The following is a 23,374-nucleotide window of genomic DNA, read 5'->3' on the forward strand; positions in this document are numbered from 1 at the left end:
GCGGGGGTGTGGTTGGTCAGCGCCCGCCGCCCGGTCTGACCGAGGCGGGAGCGGCGGGGGGCCGGTGCTCGTACCAGCGGCGGTCGGCCTCCAGCTGGGCGGCGAGGGAGATCAGCCGTTCCTCGCTGCGGGAGGGGCCCAGCAGCTGGGCGCCGACGGGCAGCCCGTCGGAGGTGAACCCGGCCGGTACGTTGATGCCGGGCCAGCCCAGTACGTTCCAGGGCCAGGCGTACGGGCAGGCCTCGGCCATCGTCACATCGGTGCGCCAGGCGCTCAGCCCGTCGAACCTGCCGATCGGGGGCGGGGGCAGGGCGGTCGTCGGAGTGAGCAGTACGTCGTACCCGGCGCCGGCCCGGGACGTGTGGAAGAACGCTCCGATTCTGCGGTGCTGGCGCACCTCCCGCTCCCTGGCCGCGCGCACCACCCGGCCGCCCAGTCGGGTGCCGGTACGCAGGGCGCTGCGGGTGCGCGGGTCGAGGAGGGCCGGGTCGGGGTGGCGGGCGGCGAGTTCGGCGATCCCGACGGTGGCGCGGGGCACGAAGCCGAGGCCGATCAGTCCGTAGCGGGGCCTGGCCTCCTCGACGTCGTGGCCGAGGCGGGCGAGGGCCTCGGCCAGTGCGGTGACGGCCCTCCGCACATCGGGGTGGGGCGTGGAGCCGGTGAGGGTGAGCGGGGGGCGCCAGGCGACGGCGATGCGCAGTCTGCCCGGGTCGCGGCGGGCTGCGGCCGATGCCTCGACGGGGGGCGGGCGGTGCGGGTCGTCGGGGTGTGGTCCGGCGACCGCGTCGAGCAGCAGGGCGGCGTCGGCGACGGTCCTGGCCAGGGGGCCGTTGACGGTCAGGCCCTGAAAGGCGTCGCTGTGCGGGTGGACGGAGATCCGGCCGCGCTGCGGTTTGATGCCGACGAGATGGGTCCAGGCTGCGGGGATACGGACGGATCCCGCGCCGTCCGAGCCGAGCGCGCCGGGTACGAGCCCGGCCGCAACGGCCGCAGCCGAACCGCCGGACGAGCCGCCGGGGGTGTGTCCCGTGTTCCAAGGGTTGCGGGTGGCGCCGAAGGCCGGGCCCTCGGTGAACGGCCACTGGCCCAGCTCACAGGAATTGGTCTTCCCGACGATCACGGCCCCGGCCGCCCGCAGCCTGCGTACGGCCTCGCTGTCGGCGGTGGCGGCGGGCAGATCGCCGTCGCAGCCGAAGTAGGTCGGCATCCCGAGGACATCGGTGTCGTCCTTGACGGCGACCGGAACCCCGAGCAGGGGCAGCCGCTCCCCCGCGGCGAGCCGGCGGTCGGCCTCGGCGGCCTCGGCGAGTGCGGCCTCGGCACGCAGGTGCCTGAACGCGTTGAGGGTGCCCTGGCTCGCTTCGATACGGCTCAGGGCGGCGGACACCTGCTCGGTCGAGGTGGTACGGCCTTCGGCCAGCTCCAGTGCGCTGTCGGCCAGTCCGATGGGGCCGGCCGGTTCGGTCGTTTCGACGGCTTCCGTTGAGGACATGGGCTGCCTGCCTTCCTCGTATCGGCAGGTGCGCGCGCCCGCACCTGTACGCCCGAACGAACTTACCGGAGGGTAACGAGTAGTGGGCGGTCCGCTCAACCGTTCGGCGGAGAGTGGCCGGAGGCTGTCAGTGCCGCTTGCTACGTTCGGAGGTCGTCCAGCAGTGACCCAAGGCCGTGCACGGCCCGAGGGCCGGTCGGCGGCCAAGGACCTGTACGACGCGGTGCTGCTCGCGGAGCACCCGTCGACCCGGCTGTCGCCCCGCCTCTTGCGCACCGTGCTCGGCCCGCACGCGGAACGGTTCACGTCCGGAACGGTGCTGGACCGGCTGGTGGGCTGGGCCACCTTCCACGCCGTCCATCCGTGGGTGGACGGCGATCCGGGCCGGCTGCGGGAGCGGTTGACGGGTGCGCTTCCACGACTGCTGGAGCGGAGCGCCCGGCAGCGATGAGGACAGGACCGGTCACCGGGGCCGACGGCCGGTCCGGCGGCCCCCTCCGTCGCGCGCCCCGCCCCGCCCCGACGTACGCTCAAGAGGATCGGATCGCACACCTGAACAGGCCCGACGGGCCTTTCGAGGGAGGCGCCGTGACCGGCCAACTCATCGGCACACGCCGGGCCGCCTGGGCGGCGGTCCTCGTACTGGGAATCACCAGCGGCAGCGTCATCGGCGGTGGTGTGGCACGGGCGGACAACGACATCGACACGCTCCCCGCCCAGCAGATCGCCGACCGGTCACGTGACGCGCTGCTGAGCGTCCATTCCCTGCACCTGAGCGCGCGTGGCCACTACGACAGCGGCAGCCCTGCGCCCACCCTGGAGCTCACCCTGGACCGGGATGGCAACTGCGACGGTTCGGTAAACCTCGGCAACGATCAGGGCTCGGCCCGGATCGTGAAGCGCGGCGACGACGTCTGGGTCAAGCCGGATGCGAACTTCTGGAAGCGCCAGGTTCCCGGCGTCGGCTCGGCCTTCGCCGCAATCCTCAACGGGCGGTACATGAAGGGCTCGGCCGACGACCCGAGACTGCGCGAACTGGTGAACGGCTGCGATCTGGACACCTTCCAGAAGCTGGTCAGCGACCACGCGAACAACGACCGTGGGACGCTGAACAAGGGCAGGAAGACCACGCTCGACGGGGCTTCGGTGGTACCGCTGACCAGGCTCAGGGACGGTAGGACGCTGACGACGTACGTCGCGGCCACGGGCAAGCCGTACCCGCTGAGGATCATGGTGCAGGGTGGTGGGGCGAGCGCGGTCATGGGCTTCTCGGCTTTCGACAAGCCGGTGCCCAAGTCCACGCCGCCACCGGACCAGACGTACGACATCAGCGCGCTACTGAGCCGTCCGATGTCGCCGGTGTGACTCCGGACCGACCGCTGAGCACCACGTACAGCAGCAGCGACGAGGCCAGCCCGACCGCCCAGCCGTAGTCCGCCAGCGGCTTGAGGAACGGGATCAGGCCGTCGGCCGGGAACGGGCCCGTGCCGGGGGCCGAGTGGGAGCCGCCGATCGCCAGGATGCCGCCGACGGCGAACGCGACGACCGCCCGCCAGTTCCAGCCGTTCGCGTACCAGAAGCGGCCGCCGGTACAAGTCCGCGAGGTCGAGCGCGGTGCGGCGGACGATCCAGTAGTCGGCGATCAGAATGCCCGCGACCGTACCGAGCAGTCCACCGACCGGACCGAGCCAGGTGAAGATGTACAGCTCGGGGGTCTCTGTGAGTTTCCACGGCATGATGAGAACGCCGACGACACCCGTGATCAGGGCACCCGTACGGAAGTTGATGAGTTTGGGTGCGAGGTTCGCCAGGTCGTACGCGGGTGACACGACGTTCGCCGCGATGTTCACGGAGACCGTCGCGACGAGCACCGTGACCAGGGCGTAGAGCAGACCGAAGACGTTGTCGGTCCTGGCGAAGAGCTGGACCGGATGCCAGATCACCTCCCCGTACACGGCCTGTGAGCCTGAGGTGACCAGGACCGAGAGCAGGGCATTGACCCCGTGAGTGTCGGCAACTGATCCAGCACGACCGCGCCAAGAAAGTGCGGATGGACTTCCTCATCCGCCATCCTTTGGTAGACCAGAGCGGTGACGTCCTCCCACAGCGGGCGCCAGTTCCGGCCCTCCGTCCAGACGTACGGCCTCTGAAAAACCGGTACGACGAGTCTCCGGTCCGGCCCGAACAGGTCGCGCAGGGTCATCGATTTCGCTTCCACACTGTCCCTCGTCTCTCGTGTCCCAGCGTGCCCGCCGATCCGGCTCCAGTACTCACCGATGGACGGCCGGGTGCCCCTCCGGCGACTTCCGTTACCCGCCCAGAAAGCCGGACAATCGCGCAGAGCCCGCGCCGGAACCCACTGCTTGAGAGCCTTGGCGAGCTGGACGATCTCGTCGGTCCAGTCGGCACAGGCGACGTACTCGGGGGCTGGGCCGTGCCCGCAGAAGGCCGCCCCGCGCCGATCAGACAGGGGCGCCCTTGCCGTCAGCGCCCTTGAACCGGCCGTACTCGGCGCCCTGTTTGGCCCGGCCGTAGGTCCGTTTGTGGGTGGAGTAGACGTCGATGAACGCCTTCTTGCCGGAACCGGGCAGCAATGGGGTGTGCGAGGCCAGTGCGGCCAGGAATCTGCGGTGCACGGCGTGGAGTTGGAGTGCGTGACCGTGGGTGAACGCGCGCAGGAACGTGCCGAGCGTGGACGGGGCACGGATGCCGCCGAACAGGGTCGGCATCGCACCGTGGCGCAGGATATGAAGGTCGTCGATGCTGTCCGCGCCTGCGACCATGCCGGCCACGATGCTGATGACCTCGGCGTCCGCCGAGGCGCCCGCACCATTCTTCGCCCTGGTCAGCTTCACCTTCTCCGTCACCAGTCGCGAAAGACCGCACCGTTCGGCCAGCCGCATCACCGGGACCAGCCCGGCATGCGCGATCAGATTCCTAGGCGTTATCCACGGGCAACGATCGGTGGATCGAGGCTCAGTCGCATTCGGTACACGAGCTCGCACAGGGCGCCGGACTCGCTGGCGAAGGCCTGCTTCTCACCCCAGACACCCGCGCGCTCGTCGGTGCTCCAGATCGTCCAGGTGTACGAGGCCACAGCTCATGAACTGCGACCTCGTCACCTCAAGCGCCGCTGCAGTACTGATTCATGACACTCCTTCGTTACGAGACGTGCACAGTGACCTTCTGTCCGGGGGCGACGGACACCTTTGCGTAGGTGCAGGTCTTTCCGTTGACGGTCTTCGTCTTGACTGCTTGAGGGACGCCGTTGACCTTGATCGTCGAGTGGCTGCCGGGGAAGCGGGCCTCCCACTTGTAGCGGGCCGAACCCGAGGCGTTGGTCAGGGTCGACTTGGTGGCACCGTCATGACGCAGGGTGAAGGTGTTGCCGCCGATCTTGATGTCCTTGATCTGCAGCCAGCCCATTCCGGCGGGCATGCGGGACTGGGTGCTCAGGGCGCGCCCCGGGGCGTTGGGCTGCACGCCCATGAGGCCCTCGACGGTCTGGCTCAGCAGGGTGTAGGAGACTTCGGGATAGTCGCCGTTGGGGCCTTGGCTGGACGCCGGGTGCTGGTCGTTCCGCTTGTCGTAGACGTACTGCATCCACTTCCAGGCCGTGTCGTTGTGCTCGTAGGCGAAGAAGGTGTCCGGCAGGTAGCTGATCGCCTCGACGTTGGACGGCTTGCCGCTGCCGCTCGCCTGCTCGTCGACGTAGTCCAGGTAGGCGTCGGCGCGCGCTCCCGGATTCATGATCTGTTTCATGGGCATGAACCAGCTGTTCTCCTTGCCCCAGCCGGTGAGCGCCTTGCCGTCGGTGGTGTATCCGCGGACCATGTCGGCCCCTGAGCCGGAGCCGCTCCAGGTGTCGTTGAAGTACGCCTTGAGGCTGTCGGCCTTCTGCCGGAACTTCTTGGACAGGGTGCTGTCGCCCTTGGCGGCGGCCAGGTCGGACATCGCCCGGTAGGCCTGGTACTGGGATCCGATGGAGTCCCCGGACTCGGCCAGGTGCTCCTCTCCGACCTCGTTGTAGCTGGCGGCGCCCGCGAAGATGCCGTTGCCGGTGCCTTCGGCGACGCCGTTCGGCTTGTTGGCGTCGTGGAGTTCGACGAAGTCCTTGGTCGCGTGCTTGTAGAAGTCCCAGAGCGTGCCGTCGTTGACGTAGGCGCTGTCGCCACTCCAGCGGTAGGCGTGCTTGGCTTTCTCCACCAGCTCGAACGTGGCCGGGACCTCTCGGACGAAGGAGGTTGGGCTCCGGTAGTCGATCGAGAGGTATGTCTTGTTGTCGAAGTTGATGGCCCATACGGGGTAGTACTTGTGCTCGGGCGTCGCGGAGCCGGCGAAGGCACGCAGCATGGCTTTGTTCGCGTCGTTCAGTCCGAGGATGGAGGCGCCGGCGAGCTGGTGGGCCATATCGCGTGAGTAGTAGGCGCTGCGATGCGCATATCCGGCCCAGTAGGACGGGCCGTAGGTCCCGGTTCCGGTGCCGGACAGGTGGTTCTCGTCGACATTCAGCGGACCGGTCGCGCCGGGCAGCTGGACCCAGCTGTTGGCCTTGCGCTTCGACCAGTTGAACATCTCGACGATCTTCGGGTCGGAAGACGAAATCTCCGGGTCGACCGGGGCCGCGGGGGAGACCATGACGTCGTCGGCGTTGATCCAGTTGCTGCCGGATTCGAAGGCGAGCTCCAGGTTGTCGCCGTTCTTCAGAGACACCCGGCTGATCGTGTACCGGGCGTAGCCGGACCGGCTGGGCAGATCCACCGCACCGGCCTGCGCGCCGTTCACCCGGGCGACGAACCTTCCCCCCGTGCCGCCTGTGGCGATCCAGGCGGAGAAGTCGTACGTACCGTCACCGGACGCCGTGATGGCCTGCGCCACCTTGTTACCGCTTCCGGCATCCAGGTACGCGAGCTTTGAGCCACCGTGCGGTGCGTTGGTGGCGACTCCGGTGCCGGAAGTGAACGTCCAGCCCGGGGTGCCGTCCTCGAATCCGAGATTGCTGAGGGTCAGCGCTGAGGTGGCTGCGATGGCCGGACTGCCCAGGGTCAGTGGTGTGAGCGGGGCGAGTATGGCGAGTGTGGCTACGACTGCCAGGCGGGCAGGACGGCGATGCCTCATGGCGTACTCCAGTGCGGGGCTCGAATGAGTGGCCGAAAGCTAGCAGCGGCACGCGACGGGTTGCAAGAGTCCTGCAGACTTGCGATGCGGAATCCGTCGGAAAATTTTCAATCAACCATTGCAAGTGGCATTGGCTGGTTGCTAACTTCCCTCCAGTCGACCTGGCGTTCGGTCGATGTCCGAGCCGCATGTAGAGGTGGTCATCTCATGGACATGAGTCGTCGCAGAGTTCTTGGAGTGGGCGGCGTGCTTGCCGCAGGAGCGGGCCTCGGCGGCCTGACCGCCTGCTCCGGCACCGGCAGCACAGGCGCTCCGGGAGGCGGTGTCGGTGACGCCACCAAGGGCTCAATCACGGTGTGGAGCTGGCAGGGCCCGGCGGCGGAAATGCGGGCACTGGTTCCGGCGTTCAACAAGAAGTACCCGGACATCAAGGTCACCGTGCAGGACATCGGGAACCCTGCGATCTGGGACAAGATCACCACGGGCATGGCAGCCGGAGGGGCGGGCCTCGCGGACGTACTGCACATAGGCGTCGACTACCTGCCCGGATACGTGGACCGCTTCCCGGGCCAGCTTGCCGATCTCGGCAAGCTGGGAGCCCACAAGTACCAGGACGCCTTCGCGAAGGGCCTGTGGGAGACGGTCTCGCCCAACGGCGAGCGCGTGAACGCGCTTCCGTGGGAGGCGAACTCGGCCGGGTTCTACTACCGCGCCGATGTCTTCGAGGAGGCCGGTGTCGATGTCGAAGCGCTCGACACCTGGGACGACGCGATCGAAGCCGGCAAGAAGATCAAGAAGAAGACGGGCAAGTACCTTCTGGGGATCGACAAGCCCGCCTCGCAGCCGGACTCGGCGAACTTCTTCCAGCTGCTGCTCCAGCTCCAGGGCGGCTTCTATTTCAACACCGACGGCGACATCACCCTCGATTCCGCCGAGGCCGTGCGTGCCATGTCGCTCATCAAGAAGATGAACGACGCCGGGCTCGTCAGCGACATCTCCGGCGGCTGGAACGCGCTGATCAGCTCGATCAAGAAGGGAACGGCGGCGGTCCTGCCGTGGCCGACCTGGTTCGGCGGCATCATCGAGGAGACGGTCCCCGACCAGGCGGGCAAGTGGGGTGTGCGTCTGCCCCCGTCCGTACGCCGCGGTGGGACCACCGCGGCCACCGTGAACTCCACGCACTTGGCCGTTGCCGGTACCAGCAAGCACCAGGCCGCGGCCTGGAACTTCGTGGAGTTCGTGCTGACGCGGCCCGAGTCGCAGGTCACGATCTACCGGGGCAAGGGGATCGCCCCGGCCCTGTTGAAGGCGTACGACGATCCGGTCTTCCACGAGCCGTCGAAGTTCTTCGGCGGTCAGAAGAAGGGTGAGATTTTCTTCGGTGCCCTCAAGGCGCCCTCGCCGGCGTACAACTACACCTCCGACTACGCCCGAGCGCTCAAGGTGGTCACCGACGCCCAGACGAAGGTGCTGCTCAAGGGCGCCGACCCGGCCAAAGTGCTGCATGCGGCGGCGGACCAGCTCGCTTCCCAGACCGGACGCAAGGTCGCCCGATGAGCGTTGTCACTTCCCCGACCCGTACGGTGCGATCGGCGGGTGTGCGCGACTCCCGGCCACCGCGCTTGAGCGCCCGCCGTCTCGCGCCGTACGCCTTCGTCCTGCCCGCCGTGCTGCTGTTCGCCGCCTTCAAGCTCTACCCGATCGGCTGGTCGTTCGTTCTCAGCCTCCACAAGACGGTCGACGGCGTCGACACCTTCGTCGGAGCGGACAACTACAAGCGGCTGCTGGACGACCCGCTGTTCTGGACGGCACTGAAGAACACGGCAGTCATCCTGGTGGTCCAGGTGCCGATCATGCTGGCGCTTGCCACTGGCCTGGCGGTCGCGTTCAACTCGGCTTTCCTGCGGGCACGTTCGGTGTTCCGGCTCGGATTCTTCATGCCGATGGTCACCGGCCTCGTGGCGTACGGTGTCATCTTCTCCGTCCTGCTCAACGAGAAGTACGGGCTGGTCAACTGGTTGCTCTCGCTCGTCGGAATCGGCGAAGTGCCGTGGCTGACTGATCCGCTGTGGGCAAAGATCTCCCTCTGTCTGGCACTGACCTGGCACTACACCGGTTACAACGCGGTGATTCTGCTGGCCCGTCTGCAGACCATTCCCAAGGAGCTGTACGACGCCGCCTCAGTCGACGGGGCCGGAGCCTGGCAGTCCTTCCGTCACGTGACGCTTCCGGGACTGCGTCCGGCGATCCTCCTCGCCACGGTGCTCTCCACGATCGGCACCCTGCAGATCTTCGACGAGCCGTACATCCTCACACGCGGCGGCCCCGACAACGCGACGCTGACCATCGGCGTGTACCTGTACCAGAACGCCTTCACGTACTTCGACTTCGGCTACGCGTCGGCCATCGCCTACGTCCTTGCGGTGCTGATCGGAGTCCTCGGCCTGATCCAGTTCCGGGTCCTGGGAGACAAATCATGACGACCCCCGCACGTGGCGCCGCCCGCGCACCACGCACCGGCCTGCACCGCCCAGGCCGCGGCATCCTGCTGACCTCGGGGCTGGCCATCGTGCTCGCCGGTGTGCTCCTTCCCTTCTACTGGCTCGTCATCGCCAGCACCCACAGCACTGACGAGATCTTCGACTCCACACCGCCACTGCTACCCGGCGGGGACCTCGGCAAGAACCTCTCCAGCCTGCAGGAGACCGCATCCTTCGGGCAGGTCGTGCTCAACTCTCTGCTCATCGCGGTCATTTACACAGTCTGTGCAGGAGCCGTCTGCACGCTGGCCGGCTACGCCTTCACCAAGTACCGCTTCAAGGGCCGTGATGCACTCTTCGGCATGCTGATGCTGGGGCTGGTCATCCCGACCCAGGTCACACTGGTTCCGCTGTTCAAGATGATGGCCGAGCTGCACTGGCTCAACACGTATCAGGCCGTGATCATGCCGAATCTGGCGCTGCCGTTCGGCATCTTCCTCATGCGCCAGTCGATGGCTGCGCTGCCCGACGAGCTGCTCGACTCCGGCCGCATGGACGGCTGCGGCGAACTGCGTCTGTTCCTGCGGGTCGTCCTGCCGCCAATGAGGCCCGCCCTGGCAGCACTGGGCATCTTCCTGTTCCTCTACCAGTGGAACGACTTCATCTGGCCCCTGATCGTGCTGCGCGACGATGCCTCCCTCACCATTCCCGTCGCACTCGCCTCGCTGCAGGGCGTCGACGACACCGACTACGGGGCCATCCTCACCGGAACGGCCGTCGCCGCCATTCCCATGATCATCGTCTTCCTCGCCCTTCAACGCCACTTCGTCTCCGGCCTGCTCGCCGGCGCTGTCAAGGAGTGATCGTGAGCACCCTGTCCACCGAGGCCGTCACCACTGCGGAACTGGCACCCGCCACCTTCGAGCCACTGCTCGACACCGTGGAGATCGCCGTCCTGGCCCCGGGCGCCGACCCCGCCTGGACACTGTCCGAAGTGCCCGGCGGCCTGAGAATGCTGCATGTCGAAGCCCCCGGCTCACCGGTGGAGATCCGACTCTCCGCCCCGCTTGGCGATACGGCCGGCTACTGGCACCCGAAGGCAGGCTGGAGCCGGACCCTGGTCGCCGACTGGGAAGGCAGGTCCAGGGTCAGCCTCATCGACGGCCTCGCCGCCGGCTGCCTCTACGACTACTCGGGCGCCACACTGCTCGCTTTCGCCGCAGCCGACCCCGTCCCCGAGGTCGCCCTGCGCTTCGGAGTGTCCGAGGAGAACGACACCCACGTCGTCCACCTCGAACTGCCGCCTTCCACCACACCGCACCGCATCCTCTTCGTACCACGCAGCCCGTCAGTTGCCTGGGCCATGCGCCTGCTGCGCGGCTGGTACGAAAAGCAGACCCCGGCTGCCATGCCAGTTCCCGAAGCGGCCCGACTGCCTCTGTACTGCACCTGGTACGCCTTCAACCAGCAGGTCGATGCGACAGCCGTCGAGCGGCAGGCCGCACTCGCCGCGGACATGGGCTTCGGCACGCTCATCCTGGACGACGGCTGGCAGCGCTTCGGCAGCGGCCGCGGATACGCCGGTGTGGGGGACTGGCTCCCCGACCCCGACAAATTCCCCGACTTCGCCACTCACGTCGCCCGCGTACGCCGACTCGGACTGCGCTACATGGCCTGGGTCGCGCCTTTGCTCCTGGGCCCCCGGACCGACTGCTACGAGCAGTGGGCTTCCTACGCCCCGGCCCTCGCCAAGGTTCCCGGTGCTCACGTCCTCGACCCCCGCAGCCCCGAAGTCCGCTCCCACGTCGTCCGCCTGTGCGTGCGTCTGGTGCGCGACTACGGTCTCGACGGACTCAAGGTCGACTTCCTCGACGAAGCCATGGCCTACGCAGGCGACGGCAGGGGCGATGTCGGACAGGCACTCACACTCCTGCTCACCGAACTGCGCACCGCGTTGCTCGCCGAGCGGTCCGATCTGCTACTGGAACTGCGTCAACCCTACGTCGGTCCGGGCATGGCCGCGTTCGGTAACATGCTCAGATCCTTCGACTGCCCGGCCGACTCCACGGCTAACCGTGTCCGCACGATCGACACCGCGCTGCTCGCCGTTGGCGGTGTCGTCCACTCCGACCCCTTGCTGTGGGACACCACGGCCCCCGCGGCGACCGCCGCACGGCAGCTCATCGGGGCACTTCACTCCGTTCCGCAGGTCTCCGTGCGCCTCGACGCACTCCCCGAGGACCACGCCGAAGCGGTCCGCTTCTGGCTGGCCCAGTGGCGCCGCCTGCGCCCCCAACTGCTCGACGGAACGGTCGAGCCCGGCCGCCCTGACGATCTCTACACCCTGGTGCAGGCCGGAGCGGACGGGGTGAACGTGGTGTCCGTGTTCAGCGACCGGACCGTACCGGTGCAGCCTGCGGTCCATCGCGAGACGGTCCTGATCAACGCGACTGCCGAGAACCGACTGGTGCTGGAGGTCCAGGACGAGGGAGCGCAGGTGGAGGCCGAGATCCGTGATCCCTCCGGCCGTATCATCGAGCAGACCCGGATCACGCTCACCCCCGGCCTGCACATCCTGCCAGTGCCGAACATGGGGCTGGCCTTGATCAGGAAAACCGCATGACCCTGCCAGCGAAAAGGGGACGAATGAAGGTCGGCATCGTTGAGATCGCTGCCCGGGCGGGTGTGAGCGAAGCCACCGTCAGTCGGGTCATCAACCGGCGTCAAGGAGTGGCGACGAAGACCAGGGACGCCGTCGAAAAGGCCATGGCAGAACTCGGCTACGAAAGGCCCGTGGAGGGCCAACTGGTCACGGTGATCACCGAGCACGTCTCCAACCCCTTCTTCGCCGACGTCGCCGAACGCATCGAGGCGGCACTGGCACCACACGGACTCAAGGCCGTGTTGTGCCCGGCGTTTCCCGGAGGGGTCCAGGAACGGGAGTTCATCGCCTCGATCATCGACAAGGGCATCGCGGCCGTCGTGTTCCTGTCCTCGTCCAACACCGTGGAGGGTGCCGACACCGAAACGTACGAGATGCTCCGCTCCCGGCGCATCCCGTACATCGGTGTCAACGGGGGGTTCGCCGACAACGTTCCCGCGCCCGTCTTCTCCACCGACGACGCATTGGCCGCCGAACTGGCCGTGGACCATCTCCACCGTCTCGGTCACCGCGCCATCGGCATGGCATCCGGGCCGGCCGGCAACCTCCCGGCCGACCGACGTGTGCAGGGCTTCCTCGACGCCATGGCCAAACGGGGCAGCCAGGACGCCGAACGCTGGGTGATAAGGCAGTCCTACACCGTCGAAGGCGGTCAGGCAGCCGCGCAGACCCTGCTACAGCTCGGTGCCACCGCCATAGTCGCAGCCAGCGACTACATGGCCCTCGGCGCGATCCGCGGCATCCGCCGACAGGGATTCTCGGTCCCTGGGGATGTCTCCGTCGTGGGCTACGACGGCTCCATGATCACGGAGTTCGTCGATCCGCCCCTGACCACCGTGAGGCAGCCGGCCGACCGGCTCGCCCTCGAAGTCGGCCGCAGCATCCTGTCGCTCGTCAGCAACCGCGAAGTACCGACGGGAGAACTCTTCTTCGACCCCGAACTGGTGATCCGCTCCACAACGGGGCCCGCGCCGCACAAGTAACTTGGGTGCGGCTCGGTTTGAGGGACGTTGATCGCGAGGAGTTTCGCGTTCTGGAAGACCGGTATGTCCTTGGGTGGTGCGGGGTTTGAGCTAGACGCGGTCGCGTCGGCGGCATCGCCGGGAGGGGCGCGTGGAGCAGGAGCTGCTGGCGCTGCTGAAGCAGCACGAGGAGGCGGCCCGGCAGCGGGTGGAAGAGCTGCGGGGCCTTGCCCCCGGATCTTGAACACGTCTATGCGGCTCGGGTCAGGGTAGTTGATGTCGAGTGGAAGGTGTTCTCGTAAGCGATCGGGGATCGCCGGCCGAGCCGGGAAGGCCGACGTCGGGTGTTGTAGCGGGACAGCCATCGGAAGGCGTCGAGTCGGGCCTCACGTTCGTTTGCCCAGCCCTTTCGCCCCTTCAACGTCTCCCTTTTGAAGGTTGCGTTGAACGATTCCGCGGCGGCGTTGTCCGCGCTGGAGCCGACCGCGCTCATGCTCTGGCGGACGCCGGCCCTGCGGCAGGCGTCGGCGAAGGACCGGCTCGTGTACTGCCCGGACTCAATCGGTCGTCGCAACACCGGCTTCCTGGATCAAGAGCAGGTGCTCGTTCAGGGCTTCGTCCGAGATGAGTCCGCCGGTGGCGGGGTCGGGCACCGCGGTGGGGTACATGATCTGCTGCCAGGCCTGGTCGGGGAGGGTGTGGATGGCCCGTTTGATGGAGGGGTTCATCCCGGTGGTGACCGAGAAGTGGGAGTCATCCACAGCCATCGGATCGGTGGATCAAGGCTGAGTATCCGCAAGAGGATCGCCAACAACCCGAGTTGCTGGGGGCCGACTCCCTCGTCGGCCCCGCGCCCCCGGCGAGAGTCAGCTGAATGACGGGATGACGTGGGAGCCGTACGCGTCGATGGTCGCCTCCCGGGCGTCGTGCATGTTGTAGACGGCGAACTGGTCGACGCCGAGGTCCCTCAGGTGCCGGAGCTTCTCGATGTGGGCCTCGGCGGGGCCGAGGAGGCAGAAGCGGTCGACGATCTCGTCGGGGACGAAGTCGGTGGACGGGTTGTCGGCGCGGCCGTGGTGGCTGTAGTCGTAGCCGTGCCGGTCCTTGATGTACGCGGTGAGCTCCTGCGGGACCATGGCGGAGTGCTCGCCGTACTTGGCGACGAGGTCGGCGACGTGGTTGCCGACCATGCCGCCGAACCAGCGGCACTGGTCGCGGGCATGGGCGAGGGCCCCGGCCGAGTCGTCGGCGGTGACGTAGGCGGGGGCGGCGACGCAGATGGTGAGGGCGTCGGGGTCGCGGCCGGCCTCGGCGGCGGCCTGCCGGACGGCCTTGACCATCCACTCGGTGAGGAAGGGGTCGGCGAGCTGGAGGATGAAGCCGTCGGCCTTCTGTCCGGCCAGAGCGAGCGCCTTCGGGCCGTACGCGCCCATCCAGACGGGCAGTCTGCCGTCCTTCACCCAGGGGATCTGGACCGGCTGCCCGTCGACGGTTGCCTCCCGTCCCTCGGCGAGGTCGCGGATGACGTCGATGGCCTCGCCGAGGCGGGCCAGGGTGTTGGGCTTGCGTCCCGCGACGCGCATCGCCGAGTCGCCGCGCCCGATGCCGCAGACGGTGCGGTTGCCGAACATGTCGTTGAGGGTGGCGAAGGTGGAGGCGGTGACCTCCCAGGTGCGGGTGCCCGGGTTGGTGACCATGGGGCCGACGACGAGGTGTTCGGTGTGTTCGAGGATCTGGCTGTAGATGACGAACGGCTCCTGCCAGAGCACCGCCGAGTCGAAGGTCCAGCCGTAGCGGAAGCCGTTGCGCTCGGCGCGGCGCATCAGGCCGACGACGGCCGAGGCGGGCGGGTCGGTCTGGAGGACGAGTCCGAAGTCCATGACGGGTGCTCCTAGTCCAGGTACTGACAGGTGGCGCGCGGGGTGTACATTCCATGGCCGGCCCGGCCGGTGAACTTCCTTCCGTCGATGACGACTTCACCGCGCGAGAGGACCGTTTCGACCTGGCCGGTGATGCGCCTCCCCTCGTACGCCGAGTAGTCGACGTTCATGTGATGGGTCTCGGCGGAGATGGTCTGTTCGGCCGCGGGGTCGTAGATGACCACGTCGGCGTCGGCGCCGGGGGCGATGGTGCCCTTCTTCGGGTAGAGGCCGAACATCCGGGCCGGGGAGGCGCAGGCGATCTCGATCCAGCGGCGGCGCGAGAGGTGACCGTCCACGACCGCCTGGTGGAGGAGGTCCATCCGGTTCTCCACGCCGGGCATGCCGTTGGGGATCTTCGAGAAGTCGCCGCGTCCCATCTCCTTCTGTCCCAAGAAGCAGAAGGGGCAGTGGTCGGTGGAGACGACCTGGAGTTCGTTGTTCCTGAGGCCCCGCCAGAGTGCTTCCTGGTGTTCCTTGGGGCGCAAGGGGGTCGAGCAGACGTACTTCGCGCCCTCGAAGTCGGGCTCGGCGAGGTTGTCGGTGGAGAGGAAAAGGTACTGCGGGCAGGTCTCGCCGAAGACGGGAAGTCCCTTGTGGCGGGCGGCGGCGACCTCGGCGACGGCCTCGTCGGCGGAGACGTGCACGACATACAGTGGGGATCCGGCGACGCGGGCGAGCTGGATGGCGCGGTGGGTGGCCTCGGCCTCCAACGCCACCTTGCGGACGTCGCCGTGGTAGCGCGGGTCGGTGCGGCCCTCGGCCAGTGCCTGTTCGACGAGGACGTCGATGGCGATGCCGTTCTCCGCGTGCATCATGATCAGGCCGCCGTTGTGGGAGGCCCGTTGCATGGCACGCAGGATCTGGCCGTCGTCGCTGTAGAAGACACCGGGGTAGGCCATGAACAGCTTGAAGGAGGTGACGCCCTCCGAAACCAGCAGGTCCATCTCCTTGAGCGAGGACTCGTTCACATCGGAGAGGATCATGTGGAAGGCGTAGTCGATGGCACAGTTGCCGTCGGCCTTCGCGTACCAGGCGTCGAGCCCTTCGCGGACCGCGCGGCCCACGGACTGGATGGCGAAGTCGACGATCGTGGTCGTACCGCCCCAGGCGGCCGCCCGGGTGCCGGTCTCGAAGGTGTCGGCGGCGTAGGTGCCGCCGAACGGCATCTCCATGTGCGTATGCGCGTCGACACCGCCGGGGATGACGTATTTGCCGGTGGCGTCGATCCTTCGGTCGGCGCTCCAGCTCTCGGCCGTATCGGTGTCGTGCGCCGCGAGGGCGGCGATGCGGCCGCCCTCGATGAGTACGTCGGCATGGATTTCGTCGGACGCGGTGATGACGAGACCACCGTGGATGACGGTGCGGCTCATGTACCCCTCCTCACTGTGGCGGAATGGGTCTACGCACGTAGACAAGGTGCGTGGTGAAGAACGTAGAAGTGGGTTACCCACTGTGGCAATACCGCTGCGGCTAACCGCTGAAGACGTTTCTGTTTCACCCGCCTGGCACTCCACCGGCCCACAGCGCGACGCGGCGCGACGCCGATCCCGGGTGGGGAACGGCGCGGCGCCGCGTTGTATACGTGCGCCGCCGACGGCGAACAGGCAGGTAACGGACGGCGGTGGCGGTTTGCGTCCGGGCGACGGGTGACGTTCGAGGGGCCCTGGCTAGCGCTTGACTCGAATCAGCTTCTTGTTGGCGAACTCGTCCATGCCGTACCTGCCGAGTTCACGGCCGATCCCGGACCGCTTGATTCCTCCGAAGGGGAGCTCGGCGGCGGTGCCGGGGGCGTCGTTGATGTACACCATCCCGGCTTCCAGGCGGTCGGCGACTCGCAGTGCGTGCGCCTCGTCGTCGCACTGGACGACCGCGCCGAGGCCGTACGGGCTGTTGTTGGCGAGCGCGATCGCCTCTTCCTCGTCGGCCACTCGGTGGATGAGGGCGACGGGGCCGAACAATTCCTCGTGGAAGGCGCGCATCCGGTCGGTCACCCCTGTGAGGACCGTCGGCTCGTACCAGGCACCGGGGCGGTCGATGCGGCGGCCTCCGGTGAGGACCGTCGCGCCGTGTGCCACCGCGTCGTCGACCTGGGCGGCGAGACCCTCGGCGGCGGCGACGGAGGAGAGCGGGCCCAGGAAGGTGGCGGGGTCGGTGGGGTCGCCGGGCTCGATCGCTCGCACCTCGGCGGTGAACTGCTCGACGAACGCGTCGTATTGCTCGTCGAGGACGATGATGCGCTTCGCGGCGTTGCAGGCCTGGCCCGCGTTGCCGAACCGGCCGATGAAGGCCTGCTGGACGGCGCGGGTCAGGTCGGCGCCGCCGAGCACGAGGAAGGGGTCGGAGCCGCCGAGCTCCAGTACGGCCTTCTTCAGGTGCCTTCCGGCGATCTCGGCGACCGCGGCGCCCGCCCGCTCGGAGCCTGTCAGCGAGACGCCCTGCACCCGCGGGTCGGCGATGACGTCGGCCACCTGCTCGTCGGAGGCGAAGAGGTTGATGTACGCACCCCCGGGCAGGCCCGCGTCACGGAAGATCTGCTCCATGGCGAGCGCGGACGCGGGACACTGGGGGGCGTGCTTGAGCAGGATCGTGTTGCCCAGCATCAGATTGGGCGCCGCGAACCGGGCGACCTGGTAGTAGGGGTAGTTCCACGGCATGATCCCCAGGAGCGGCCCGACCGCCTCCTTGCGGACGACGGCGGTGCCGCCCGCGACGACGGCCAGTTCCTCGTCGGCGAGGAAGGCGGCGCCGTTGTCGGCGTAGTAGCGGTAGATCGACACGACGATGTCGATCTCGATCCCGGCCTGTGTGACGGGCTTGCCCATCTCCTGAGTGATCAGGGCGGCCAGGTCGTCCTTGTGTTCGGCGAGCAGATCGGCGACGCGGTGCAGCAGGGCGGCCCGTTCCTCGACGGGGCGCCCGCGCCAGTCGGTCTGCGCGGCGGCGGAGGCGGTCAGGGCCTGGGCGATCGATGCGTCGGTGGCCTGCGGATAGTGCCGGACCGTTGCTCCGGTGGCCGGGTCGACGATGGCGTACTGAGTGGTGGTCATGGTGTGTACTCGCTTACGGCAGGGGGATGTTCTGGTCGACGACGACGTGGATGACGGCGGGCCTGTGCTCGTCCGTCACGGCCTTGAGCGCACGCTCGACGGCTCCGGCCGCCTGGCCGTCGGCGGTGACGGTCTCGCCGTGGGCGCCGAAGGCACGCGCGTAGGCGGCGAAGTCGGGGTTGGCGAGCTGGGTGCCGCTGATCCGGCCCGGATAGTGGCGTTCCTGGTGCTCGCGGATCGTTCCGTACTGCCGGTTGTCCATCAGGATCACGAGAAAGGCCGCACCGTACTGCACTGCCGTGGCGATTTCCTGACCATTCATCAGGAACTCGCCGTCGCCCGCGATGGCGACGGCCAGCCGGCCGGGGCTCTCCAGCGAGGCGGCGAGGGCGGCCGGGACGCTGTAGCCCATGGAGCCGTTGCGCATGCTGAGCTGGCTGGGGAAGACCCGGGTCGGCAGATAACGCTGGGCCCAGATGCAGTGGTTGCCGGCGCCGAAGGTGTAGACGGCGTCGTCGGGGAGCCGTTCGACGAGTTCGGCGACGACGCTCGTCATGTGGGCGGTGCCCGGTGCGGTCGCCGGGAGCCCGGCGCCGGTGCGGGCCTCGGCGGGCAGCGCTGCGTGCCGCGCCTGCTCCTCGCGGGCGCCGGCGGTCCACTGCGTCCAGTCGGGGTGACCGGTCAGGTCGAGGCCGGCCAGGGCTTCGGTGAAGGTGTCGGGGGCTGCGAGTATCTGCCGGGTGAGGGCTCCGCTGCGACCGCGCAGGGTGACGTCGATGTTGGCGACGACGGTGGTGGACGACGGGGACTGGCGCAGCGTGTAGCCGTCGCTGGGCACGTCGGTCAGTACGCCGCCGATACAGAGCAGCAGGTCGGCCTCCTCGACCCGGCGGGCCAGCGAGTCGAGCCGGCCATATCCCAACTGGCCTGTGTTGACCGGTGAGCCGAAGGGCACCCGGTCGGAGGCCCGCCAGTCCTGGGCGACCGGAATGCGGTGGCGCTCGGCGAAGGCGGTGAGCCGGGCGGCGGCGCGAGGCGTCCAGCGGGGGCCGCCGACGAGGATGAGCGGACGTTCGGCGCGGACGAACAGCTCGCGCAGCGCGTCGAGTTCGGCGGGGGCGACGCCGCCGTCCGTCACCGGGACGACCGGGTGGAGCTCCGGCGGTGCGGGGCGGGTGATGATGTCCTCGGGCAGCCCGACGACGACCGGCCCGGGACGGCCCGAACGGGCGGCGAAGAAGGCCTCGGCGACCAGTTCGGAGGCGCGCTCGGGCTGGTCGAGGAGAAGGACGCGCTTGGCCTGCGTACCGAACCAGGCACGCGGGTCGAAGTCCTGGAAGGCCTCGCGGTCGCGGTGGTCGCTCGGGATCAGGCCGACGAACAGAACGAGCGGTGTGGCGTCCTGCCAGGCGGCGTGGACGGCCACATAGGCGTTGGCGGCGCCGGGGCCGCGGGTGACCATGGCGACGCCGGGCTCACCGGTGAGCTTTCCGTGCGCCTCCGCCATATAGGCGGCGCCGCCCTCGTGGCGGCAGACGACGGTGGTGATGTCGGAGTCGTGCAGCCCGTCGAGGACGTCGAGGTAGCTCTCGCCGGGGACGGCGAAGACGCGCCGGACCCCGTGCAGGGCAAGGGACTCGACGATGGCGTGACCGGCGGAGCGGGTGCGGGCGCGGTCGGTGCCGGGGCGTGCGGAAGCGGGTGACATGACGGTCACGGACGGGTCCTTCGGGGAGGTGCGGCGCAACTGCGGATACGGATGCGCTCGGCAGGTCCCTCAGTATCGGAAGGCATCGGTCATGCCGCCCAATACACAAATGGCAACCCGCCCATAACCATTGAGCATGAAAGCCAGGTGGCGTACGACGTGGCCACCGGGCGAGGGAATCTGCCGGGCGGCACGGAACCGGTCCGGGCCGTGGACGAGCCCGCGGCCTAGCTTCGGTCCCATGATCAGAAATGGATTCATCATGTCGGCCGTGGCCTGTGCCTCGATCGCCGCAGCAGCTCTGGGGGCCTGGGCGGCCGCCCCTTCGGACGGATGGAAGCAGGTCGGGACCGGCATCCAGGGCGGCGTGAGCGGCATGGCGCTGGCCGAAAGCGCACCCGTGGACCCCGACGGGGCCGATGCCGTCATCGTGCGGGACAACAAGGCGGACCGCGAGAGCCGGGTGGCCACCGTGCGGCTGAGGCCCGGCAGGGCACCCGTCACCACCGAACTGCCCTGGCTCGGCGTACTGCCGAAGGATCTGGAGGCGCTCGACGCGGTGCCCGGCCTCGTCGGCCACTACATCGCCCTGGCAAGCAACGGCGACGCGTACCACATCGTCGTGGCGAACGGTCGCGCGACCGTTCAGGCCGGTCCCGTCACCGTGCCGGGCAGGCACGACGGCGACAACTACGAGAGCTTCGCACTGCACCGCGACGAGTCGGGCAAGGTCTTCGCGGTGTGGGCCACCCGGGGCAGCGGCGAACGGAAGGCCGTCGTACGCGCGGCGTCGGCGACCATCGACGCACGTGGTCTCGGCTTCGGCTCCCCCACCACTGGGCAGGAGTTCGCCGTACCGTATCCGAACGAGGACGAGGTGCGGCACATCAGTGACCTGAAGGTCCTGGCGGACGGGACCGTCCTGGTGTCGTCGGCATCGGATCCCAATGTGGACGACGGGCCGTTCAGTTCCGCGGTCTACAACGCCGGACGGCTCACCGTGAACGGCGCGCACGACGCCGTGCTGCGGCTGAGAACGGCCGACGAGCTCACCCCGCTCCGCCGTTTCACCAAGCAGGACGACCGCAAGATCGAAGCGATCGCGTTCCTGCCCGGTGGGCGGGCCGTCTGGGGCACGGACGACGAGAACCACGGCGGCTGGGTGAAGTTCGACCGCGTCACACCGTAGCTCTCGCGCATCCGCACGCCTCCGCGGAACCGTCAGGGACGCGGGGGCGCCGGGATCACGGCGTCCCCCTGTCCCACCAGAAAGTCCCGCAGCCGCACCGCCGTCGCGCGAATGGTGTCGGCCGCGAAGTGGCCCGGCAGCCAGGCCACATGGAGCGGCACCTGAAGCACCTCCCCGCGCCCGGCCTCTTCCGCCGTGATCCACAGCGCATGCGCCCCGTACCGCGGCAGATCCGTGCTGACCCCGATCCCGTGCCCTGCCACCGCGAGTGCCTCCACGGTCGGGCCGTCCTCGCATTCGGTGAGCCGCTCGGGAACGAGATGTGCCGCGCCGAGCGCGTTGTCGAGTACGGCGCGGCTGACGCTCGAACGCGAGTGGGCGAACAGCCGGTCGCCGCAGATCTCGGCGAGGCCGACCTCCGTGCGGCCTTCCTCTGCCCAGGGGTGGTCGGGGGCGACATGCGCCTTCAGCGCGGTGCCGCCGAGGTCGACGGTCTCGAAGCCCTCGACCATCGGCGTCGGGGACACGATGAAGTCCGCCTCGTCCAGGAGTTCGTCGTTGAGCGCGAAGTGGCCGGCCTGCCGGGTGATCAGCGGCGGATCGTCCGGGCCCGTCGTGGCGATGAACGGCGCGAGGAAGCCCCGGATGGTTGCCGCAGTCGCGGCGACCGTCAACTGCGCGACCCGCCCGGAGCGGAGCCCCTCGACCGCGGCCTCCATCTGGCGGGTCTCCGCGATGACCCGACGGGCAAGGGGGACGAAGGCGCGTCCGGAGGCGGTCAGCACCAGCCGGTTGCCGCGCGGCTCGAAGAGCGTCATCCGGACCTCGCGCTCCAGCGTCTTGAGCTGACGGCTCAGTCCCGGCTGGGCGACATGGAGGGTGGCAGCGGCGGAAGTGATGGTCCCGGCCTCGACGACGGCGAGGAAATAGAGGAGGCGCCGGTAGTTCATCGGCCGATGATAGCGACGCCGAAAGGTATCGAAACGATGAAGGGTCTGGTCCAAATGTTGGGTATGGTTCATGCGCTCGTCCCTTACGCGGCGTGGTCCGATCACCACCGACGGCGAGTCTCGGACGCATCACCGGACGAACCCGATGTCCGGTGTCCACTGACCGATCCGGAAGGATCACGTGTCCCTGTCGCGCTCCGCGCGTACGGTGCTGGCCGCCGCCACCGTCGTTCCCGGCCACGCCGCTCCCGCACCGGGTTACCGTGGCAGTTCCCGCCGGTGCGGCCTCCCCAGGCCGCCGGGGCACACAGCACAGCGGCTCCCCACGCCACTGTGCGCTGCGCACAGGTTCCCGCTCCCGGGCCTGTCTACTGTGCCGCCATCCCCACCCGCTGAGTGGTGAGTCGGTCGGTACGAAAGCCTGGAGGACAGCCGGTGAGCGCGACAACTGCACGTTCCGGTGCAACCGGAGAACCCCTGGCCCCGGGGCCGGGCAAGGCCGAGGCCGCCGGGCTCCGCCCCGTCGGCTCCTACTTCGAGGCCATGCCGTTCGGCCGCGCCCATGTCCTTGCGGCGCTGGCCCTGTTCATGGCCTTCGTCATCGAGTCGTGGGAACAGCTCGCCCTCGTCTATGTCTCCGGCGATCTCGGTGACGCGTTCTCCATCGACGCGGGCCGGATCGGCTGGGTGCTCTCCGCCGTCGCGCTCGGCATGATCCCGGGTGCGCTGGTCTGGGGTCCGGTCTCGGACCGGATCGGCCGGCGCGCGGTATGTCTGTGGAGCCTGTCCGCGTACGGAGTCATCGCGCTGGCCAGTGCCTTCTCGCCGAACTTCACGGTCCTGCTGGTCACCCGGGTACTGTCGGGTCTGGCGCTCGCCGGGATCTACACGGTCACCTTCCCGTACTTCCTGGAGCTGCTGCCGTCCCGGATGCGTGGCCGGGCCGCGGTCTATCTGTCGATCGGCTGGCCGATCGGTGTGCTGGCCGCGGTCGGCGTGACGCAGCTGCTGGCCGGCCTGGGCTGGCATGTGGTGGCCATCGCCTCGGCCCTGGCCGGGCTCTGGGTGTTCGCGATCCGCGCCTGGGTGCCGGAGTCCCCGTACTGGCTGGCCGCGCAGAACCGGCATGACGACGCGGCGGCCGTACTGCGCAGGCTGGGTGCCGACGTTCCCGCCGGCACCCGCTTCGAGGTCGTAGCCCCCGAGCGGGCAGGGCGTCCGGTGGAGCTGCTGCGCGGCAGGCTGCTGCGGATCACGCTGCTGATGCTCGTCGTGAACTTCACCTTCAACTGGGGATACTGGGGTCTGCAGACCTGGCTGCCGACGCTGCTCCAGGACAAGGGCCTGAGCATGTCGGCGAGCCTCGGCTTCGTCGCCCTCAGCGCGCTGTTCATGATCCCCGGCTATGTGTCCGCGTCACTGCTGACCGGACGCTTCGGCCGCAAGAAGGTTTTCCTGCCGTACGTCGCGCTCGCCGCGGCCAGCGGAATCCTCTTCGCCTACTCCGGCTCGATGACGGAGCTGTACATCACGAACTTCGCGCTCTCCTTCTTCAGCCTCGGCGCCTGGGGCGTGTGGAACACCTGGAACGGTGAGTTCTTCCCGACCGCGCTGCGCGGTACGGGGTACTCCTGGGCCACCGCGGCCCAGCTGGTCGCCACGTCCCTCGCCCCCTCGGTGGTCGGCTTCCTCCTGGCGCAGGCGACCGGTTTCTCGACGACGATCCTGTTCATCACGGCCTTCCTGGTGGTGGCGCTGCTCTTCGCCGCTCCGCTGCCCGAGACCGAGGGCCGGGACCTGGAATAGGTCTCCTCGTACCGGCCCGGCGGACGGTTTCCACAGCG

Annotated in this window: 19 protein-coding genes and 2 pseudogenes; 9 read left to right on the forward strand and 12 right to left on the reverse strand. The window is 68.6% G+C overall.

Going from position 1 to position 23,374, the window contains the following annotated elements:
• Positions 1–16: 16 nt before the first annotated feature.
• A complete protein-coding gene (locus NRF20_RS09210) occupies positions 17–1,492 on the reverse strand; it encodes an amidase (RefSeq protein ID WP_398632978.1) in 1,476 nt (491 codons plus the stop codon).
• A 163-nt stretch (positions 1,493–1,655) separates the two neighbouring features.
• On the opposite strand from NRF20_RS09210, the gene NRF20_RS09215 reads away from it, so the two are divergent.
• A complete protein-coding gene (locus NRF20_RS09215) occupies positions 1,656–1,943 on the forward strand; it encodes a hypothetical protein (RefSeq protein WP_398632977.1) in 288 nt (95 codons plus the stop codon).
• Positions 1,944–2,080: 137 nt separating this feature from the next.
• Positions 2,081–2,857, forward strand: coding sequence for a hypothetical protein (locus tag NRF20_RS09220; RefSeq protein WP_413752381.1), 777 nt, complete (start codon positions 2,081–2,083; stop codon positions 2,855–2,857).
• Here NRF20_RS09220 and NRF20_RS09225 read toward each other — a convergent pair.
• From NRF20_RS09225 to NRF20_RS09240, 4 genes and pseudogenes are all read right to left on the reverse strand, one after another.
• A pseudogene (locus NRF20_RS09225) lies at positions 2,820–3,492 on the reverse strand (cytosine permease); the annotation flags it as partial. The gene NRF20_RS09220 and the pseudogene NRF20_RS09225 sit on opposite strands and share 38 nt — an antisense overlap.
• Positions 3,432–3,695: a DUF262 domain-containing protein gene (locus NRF20_RS09230; protein WP_398632975.1), complete on the reverse strand. Its 264-nt coding sequence runs from the start codon at positions 3,693–3,695 to the stop codon at positions 3,432–3,434. The gene NRF20_RS09230 and the pseudogene NRF20_RS09225, both read right to left, overlap by 61 nt.
• A gap of 259 nt (positions 3,696–3,954) precedes the next feature.
• Entirely contained in the window at positions 3,955–4,347 is a 393-nt protein-coding gene (locus tag NRF20_RS09235; protein WP_413752382.1) for a hypothetical protein, read from the reverse strand.
• A gap of 307 nt (positions 4,348–4,654) precedes the next feature.
• Positions 4,655–6,610 (reverse strand): hypothetical protein, encoded by a 1,956-nt coding sequence (locus tag NRF20_RS09240; protein WP_398632973.1) that lies wholly within the window; start codon positions 6,608–6,610, stop codon positions 4,655–4,657.
• A gap of 207 nt (positions 6,611–6,817) precedes the next feature.
• Between NRF20_RS09240 and NRF20_RS09245 the strand changes: the two genes are divergently transcribed.
• Genes NRF20_RS09245 through NRF20_RS09265 form a run of 5 tightly spaced genes read left to right on the forward strand, consistent with a single transcriptional unit; the run spans position 6,818 to position 12,735 of the window.
• Positions 6,818–8,167 (forward strand): ABC transporter substrate-binding protein, encoded by a 1,350-nt coding sequence (locus tag NRF20_RS09245; RefSeq protein WP_398632972.1) that lies wholly within the window; start codon positions 6,818–6,820, stop codon positions 8,165–8,167.
• On the forward strand, positions 8,164–9,090 hold the full coding sequence (locus tag NRF20_RS09250; protein WP_398632971.1) for a carbohydrate ABC transporter permease: 927 nt from the start codon (positions 8,164–8,166) through the stop codon (positions 9,088–9,090). The genes NRF20_RS09245 and NRF20_RS09250 overlap by 4 nt, the downstream gene beginning before the upstream one ends.
• Positions 9,087–9,953, forward strand: coding sequence for a carbohydrate ABC transporter permease (locus NRF20_RS09255; protein WP_398632970.1), 867 nt, complete (start codon positions 9,087–9,089; stop codon positions 9,951–9,953). The genes NRF20_RS09250 and NRF20_RS09255 overlap by 4 nt, the downstream gene beginning before the upstream one ends.
• A gap of 2 nt (positions 9,954–9,955) precedes the next feature.
• Positions 9,956–11,713 carry an alpha-galactosidase gene (locus NRF20_RS09260; protein ID WP_413752383.1) on the forward strand — a complete coding sequence of 586 codons (1,758 nt, stop codon included), beginning with the start codon at positions 9,956–9,958 and terminating at the stop codon, positions 11,711–11,713.
• The gene (locus tag NRF20_RS09265) at positions 11,710–12,735 is read left to right on the forward strand and encodes a LacI family DNA-binding transcriptional regulator (protein ID WP_398632968.1); all 1,026 of its coding nucleotides are present in this window, start codon (positions 11,710–11,712) and stop codon (positions 12,733–12,735) included. The genes NRF20_RS09260 and NRF20_RS09265 overlap by 4 nt, the downstream gene beginning before the upstream one ends.
• 229 nt (positions 12,736–12,964) lie before the next feature.
• Here the strand turns inward: NRF20_RS09265 and NRF20_RS09270 are convergent.
• From NRF20_RS09270 to NRF20_RS09295, 6 genes and pseudogenes are all read right to left on the reverse strand, one after another.
• Positions 12,965–13,264 (reverse strand): annotated as a pseudogene (locus tag NRF20_RS09270) (integrase core domain-containing protein); the annotation flags it as partial.
• A gap of 7 nt (positions 13,265–13,271) precedes the next feature.
• Positions 13,272–13,481, reverse strand: a complete 210-nt coding sequence (locus NRF20_RS09275; RefSeq protein WP_398632967.1) for a hypothetical protein — start codon at positions 13,479–13,481, stop codon at positions 13,272–13,274.
• A gap of 99 nt (positions 13,482–13,580) precedes the next feature.
• Positions 13,581–14,594 carry a TIGR03842 family LLM class F420-dependent oxidoreductase gene (locus NRF20_RS09280; RefSeq protein ID WP_398632966.1) on the reverse strand — a complete coding sequence of 338 codons (1,014 nt, stop codon included), beginning with the start codon at positions 14,592–14,594 and terminating at the stop codon, positions 13,581–13,583.
• An 11-nt stretch (positions 14,595–14,605) separates the two neighbouring features.
• Positions 14,606–16,006 carry a dihydropyrimidinase gene (gene hydA, locus NRF20_RS09285; protein ID WP_413752384.1) on the reverse strand — a complete coding sequence of 467 codons (1,401 nt, stop codon included), beginning with the start codon at positions 16,004–16,006 and terminating at the stop codon, positions 14,606–14,608.
• 297 nt (positions 16,007–16,303) lie between these two features.
• A complete protein-coding gene (locus tag NRF20_RS09290) occupies positions 16,304–17,683 on the reverse strand; it encodes an NAD-dependent succinate-semialdehyde dehydrogenase (protein ID WP_398632964.1) in 1,380 nt (459 codons plus the stop codon).
• A gap of 13 nt (positions 17,684–17,696) precedes the next feature.
• Positions 17,697–19,391 (reverse strand): thiamine pyrophosphate-dependent enzyme, encoded by a 1,695-nt coding sequence (locus NRF20_RS09295; RefSeq protein ID WP_413754552.1) that lies wholly within the window; start codon positions 19,389–19,391, stop codon positions 17,697–17,699.
• 241 nt (positions 19,392–19,632) lie between these two features.
• On the opposite strand from NRF20_RS09295, the gene NRF20_RS09300 reads away from it, so the two are divergent.
• A complete protein-coding gene (locus tag NRF20_RS09300; RefSeq protein WP_413752385.1) occupies positions 19,633–20,580 on the forward strand; it encodes a hypothetical protein in 948 nt (315 codons plus the stop codon).
• A gap of 32 nt (positions 20,581–20,612) precedes the next feature.
• Here the strand turns inward: NRF20_RS09300 and NRF20_RS09305 are convergent, their stop codons facing one another.
• Positions 20,613–21,530 carry a LysR family transcriptional regulator gene (locus NRF20_RS09305; protein ID WP_266356343.1) on the reverse strand — a complete coding sequence of 306 codons (918 nt, stop codon included), beginning with the start codon at positions 21,528–21,530 and terminating at the stop codon, positions 20,613–20,615.
• Between the two features lie 435 nt (positions 21,531–21,965).
• Here NRF20_RS09305 and NRF20_RS09310 point away from each other — a divergent pair, with 435 nt between their 5' ends.
• A complete protein-coding gene (locus NRF20_RS09310) occupies positions 21,966–23,336 on the forward strand; it encodes an MFS transporter (protein WP_398632962.1) in 1,371 nt (456 codons plus the stop codon).
• Positions 23,337–23,374 lie beyond the last annotated feature (38 nt).

Source organism: Streptomyces sp. R-74717, assembly GCF_047305335.1.
Taxonomy (GTDB): domain Bacteria; phylum Actinomycetota; class Actinomycetes; order Streptomycetales; family Streptomycetaceae; genus Streptomyces; species Streptomyces atratus.

What these genes read in the sequence shown, in the direction of transcription:
- NRF20_RS09210 (WP_398632978.1), bottom strand. Translation starts at nt 1,492, where the DNA reads ATGTCCTCAACGGAAGCCGTCGAAACGACCGAACCGGCCGGCCCCATC.
- NRF20_RS09230 (WP_398632975.1), bottom strand. Translation starts at nt 3,695, where the DNA reads ATGACCCTGCGCGACCTGTTCGGGCCGGACCGGAGACTCGTCGTACCG.
- NRF20_RS09240 (WP_398632973.1), bottom strand. Translation starts at nt 6,610, where the DNA reads ATGAGGCATCGCCGTCCTGCCCGCCTGGCAGTCGTAGCCACACTCGCC.
- NRF20_RS09245 (WP_398632972.1), top strand. Translation starts at nt 6,818, where the DNA reads ATGGACATGAGTCGTCGCAGAGTTCTTGGAGTGGGCGGCGTGCTTGCC.
- NRF20_RS09250 (WP_398632971.1), top strand. Translation starts at nt 8,164, where the DNA reads ATGAGCGTTGTCACTTCCCCGACCCGTACGGTGCGATCGGCGGGTGTG.
- NRF20_RS09255 (WP_398632970.1), top strand. Translation starts at nt 9,087, where the DNA reads ATGACGACCCCCGCACGTGGCGCCGCCCGCGCACCACGCACCGGCCTG.
- NRF20_RS09265 (WP_398632968.1), top strand. Translation starts at nt 11,710, where the DNA reads ATGACCCTGCCAGCGAAAAGGGGACGAATGAAGGTCGGCATCGTTGAG.
- NRF20_RS09275 (WP_398632967.1), bottom strand. Translation starts at nt 13,481, where the DNA reads ATGGCTGTGGATGACTCCCACTTCTCGGTCACCACCGGGATGAACCCC.
- NRF20_RS09280 (WP_398632966.1), bottom strand. Translation starts at nt 14,594, where the DNA reads ATGGACTTCGGACTCGTCCTCCAGACCGACCCGCCCGCCTCGGCCGTC.
- hydA (WP_413752384.1), bottom strand. Translation starts at nt 16,006, where the DNA reads ATGAGCCGCACCGTCATCCACGGTGGTCTCGTCATCACCGCGTCCGAC.
- NRF20_RS09290 (WP_398632964.1), bottom strand. Translation starts at nt 17,683, where the DNA reads ATGACCACCACTCAGTACGCCATCGTCGACCCGGCCACCGGAGCAACG.
- NRF20_RS09295 (WP_413754552.1), bottom strand. Translation starts at nt 19,391, where the DNA reads ATGTCACCCGCTTCCGCACGCCCCGGCACCGACCGCGCCCGCACCCGC.
- NRF20_RS09300 (WP_413752385.1), top strand. Translation starts at nt 19,633, where the DNA reads ATGATCAGAAATGGATTCATCATGTCGGCCGTGGCCTGTGCCTCGATC.
- NRF20_RS09305 (WP_266356343.1), bottom strand. Translation starts at nt 21,530, where the DNA reads ATGAACTACCGGCGCCTCCTCTATTTCCTCGCCGTCGTCGAGGCCGGG.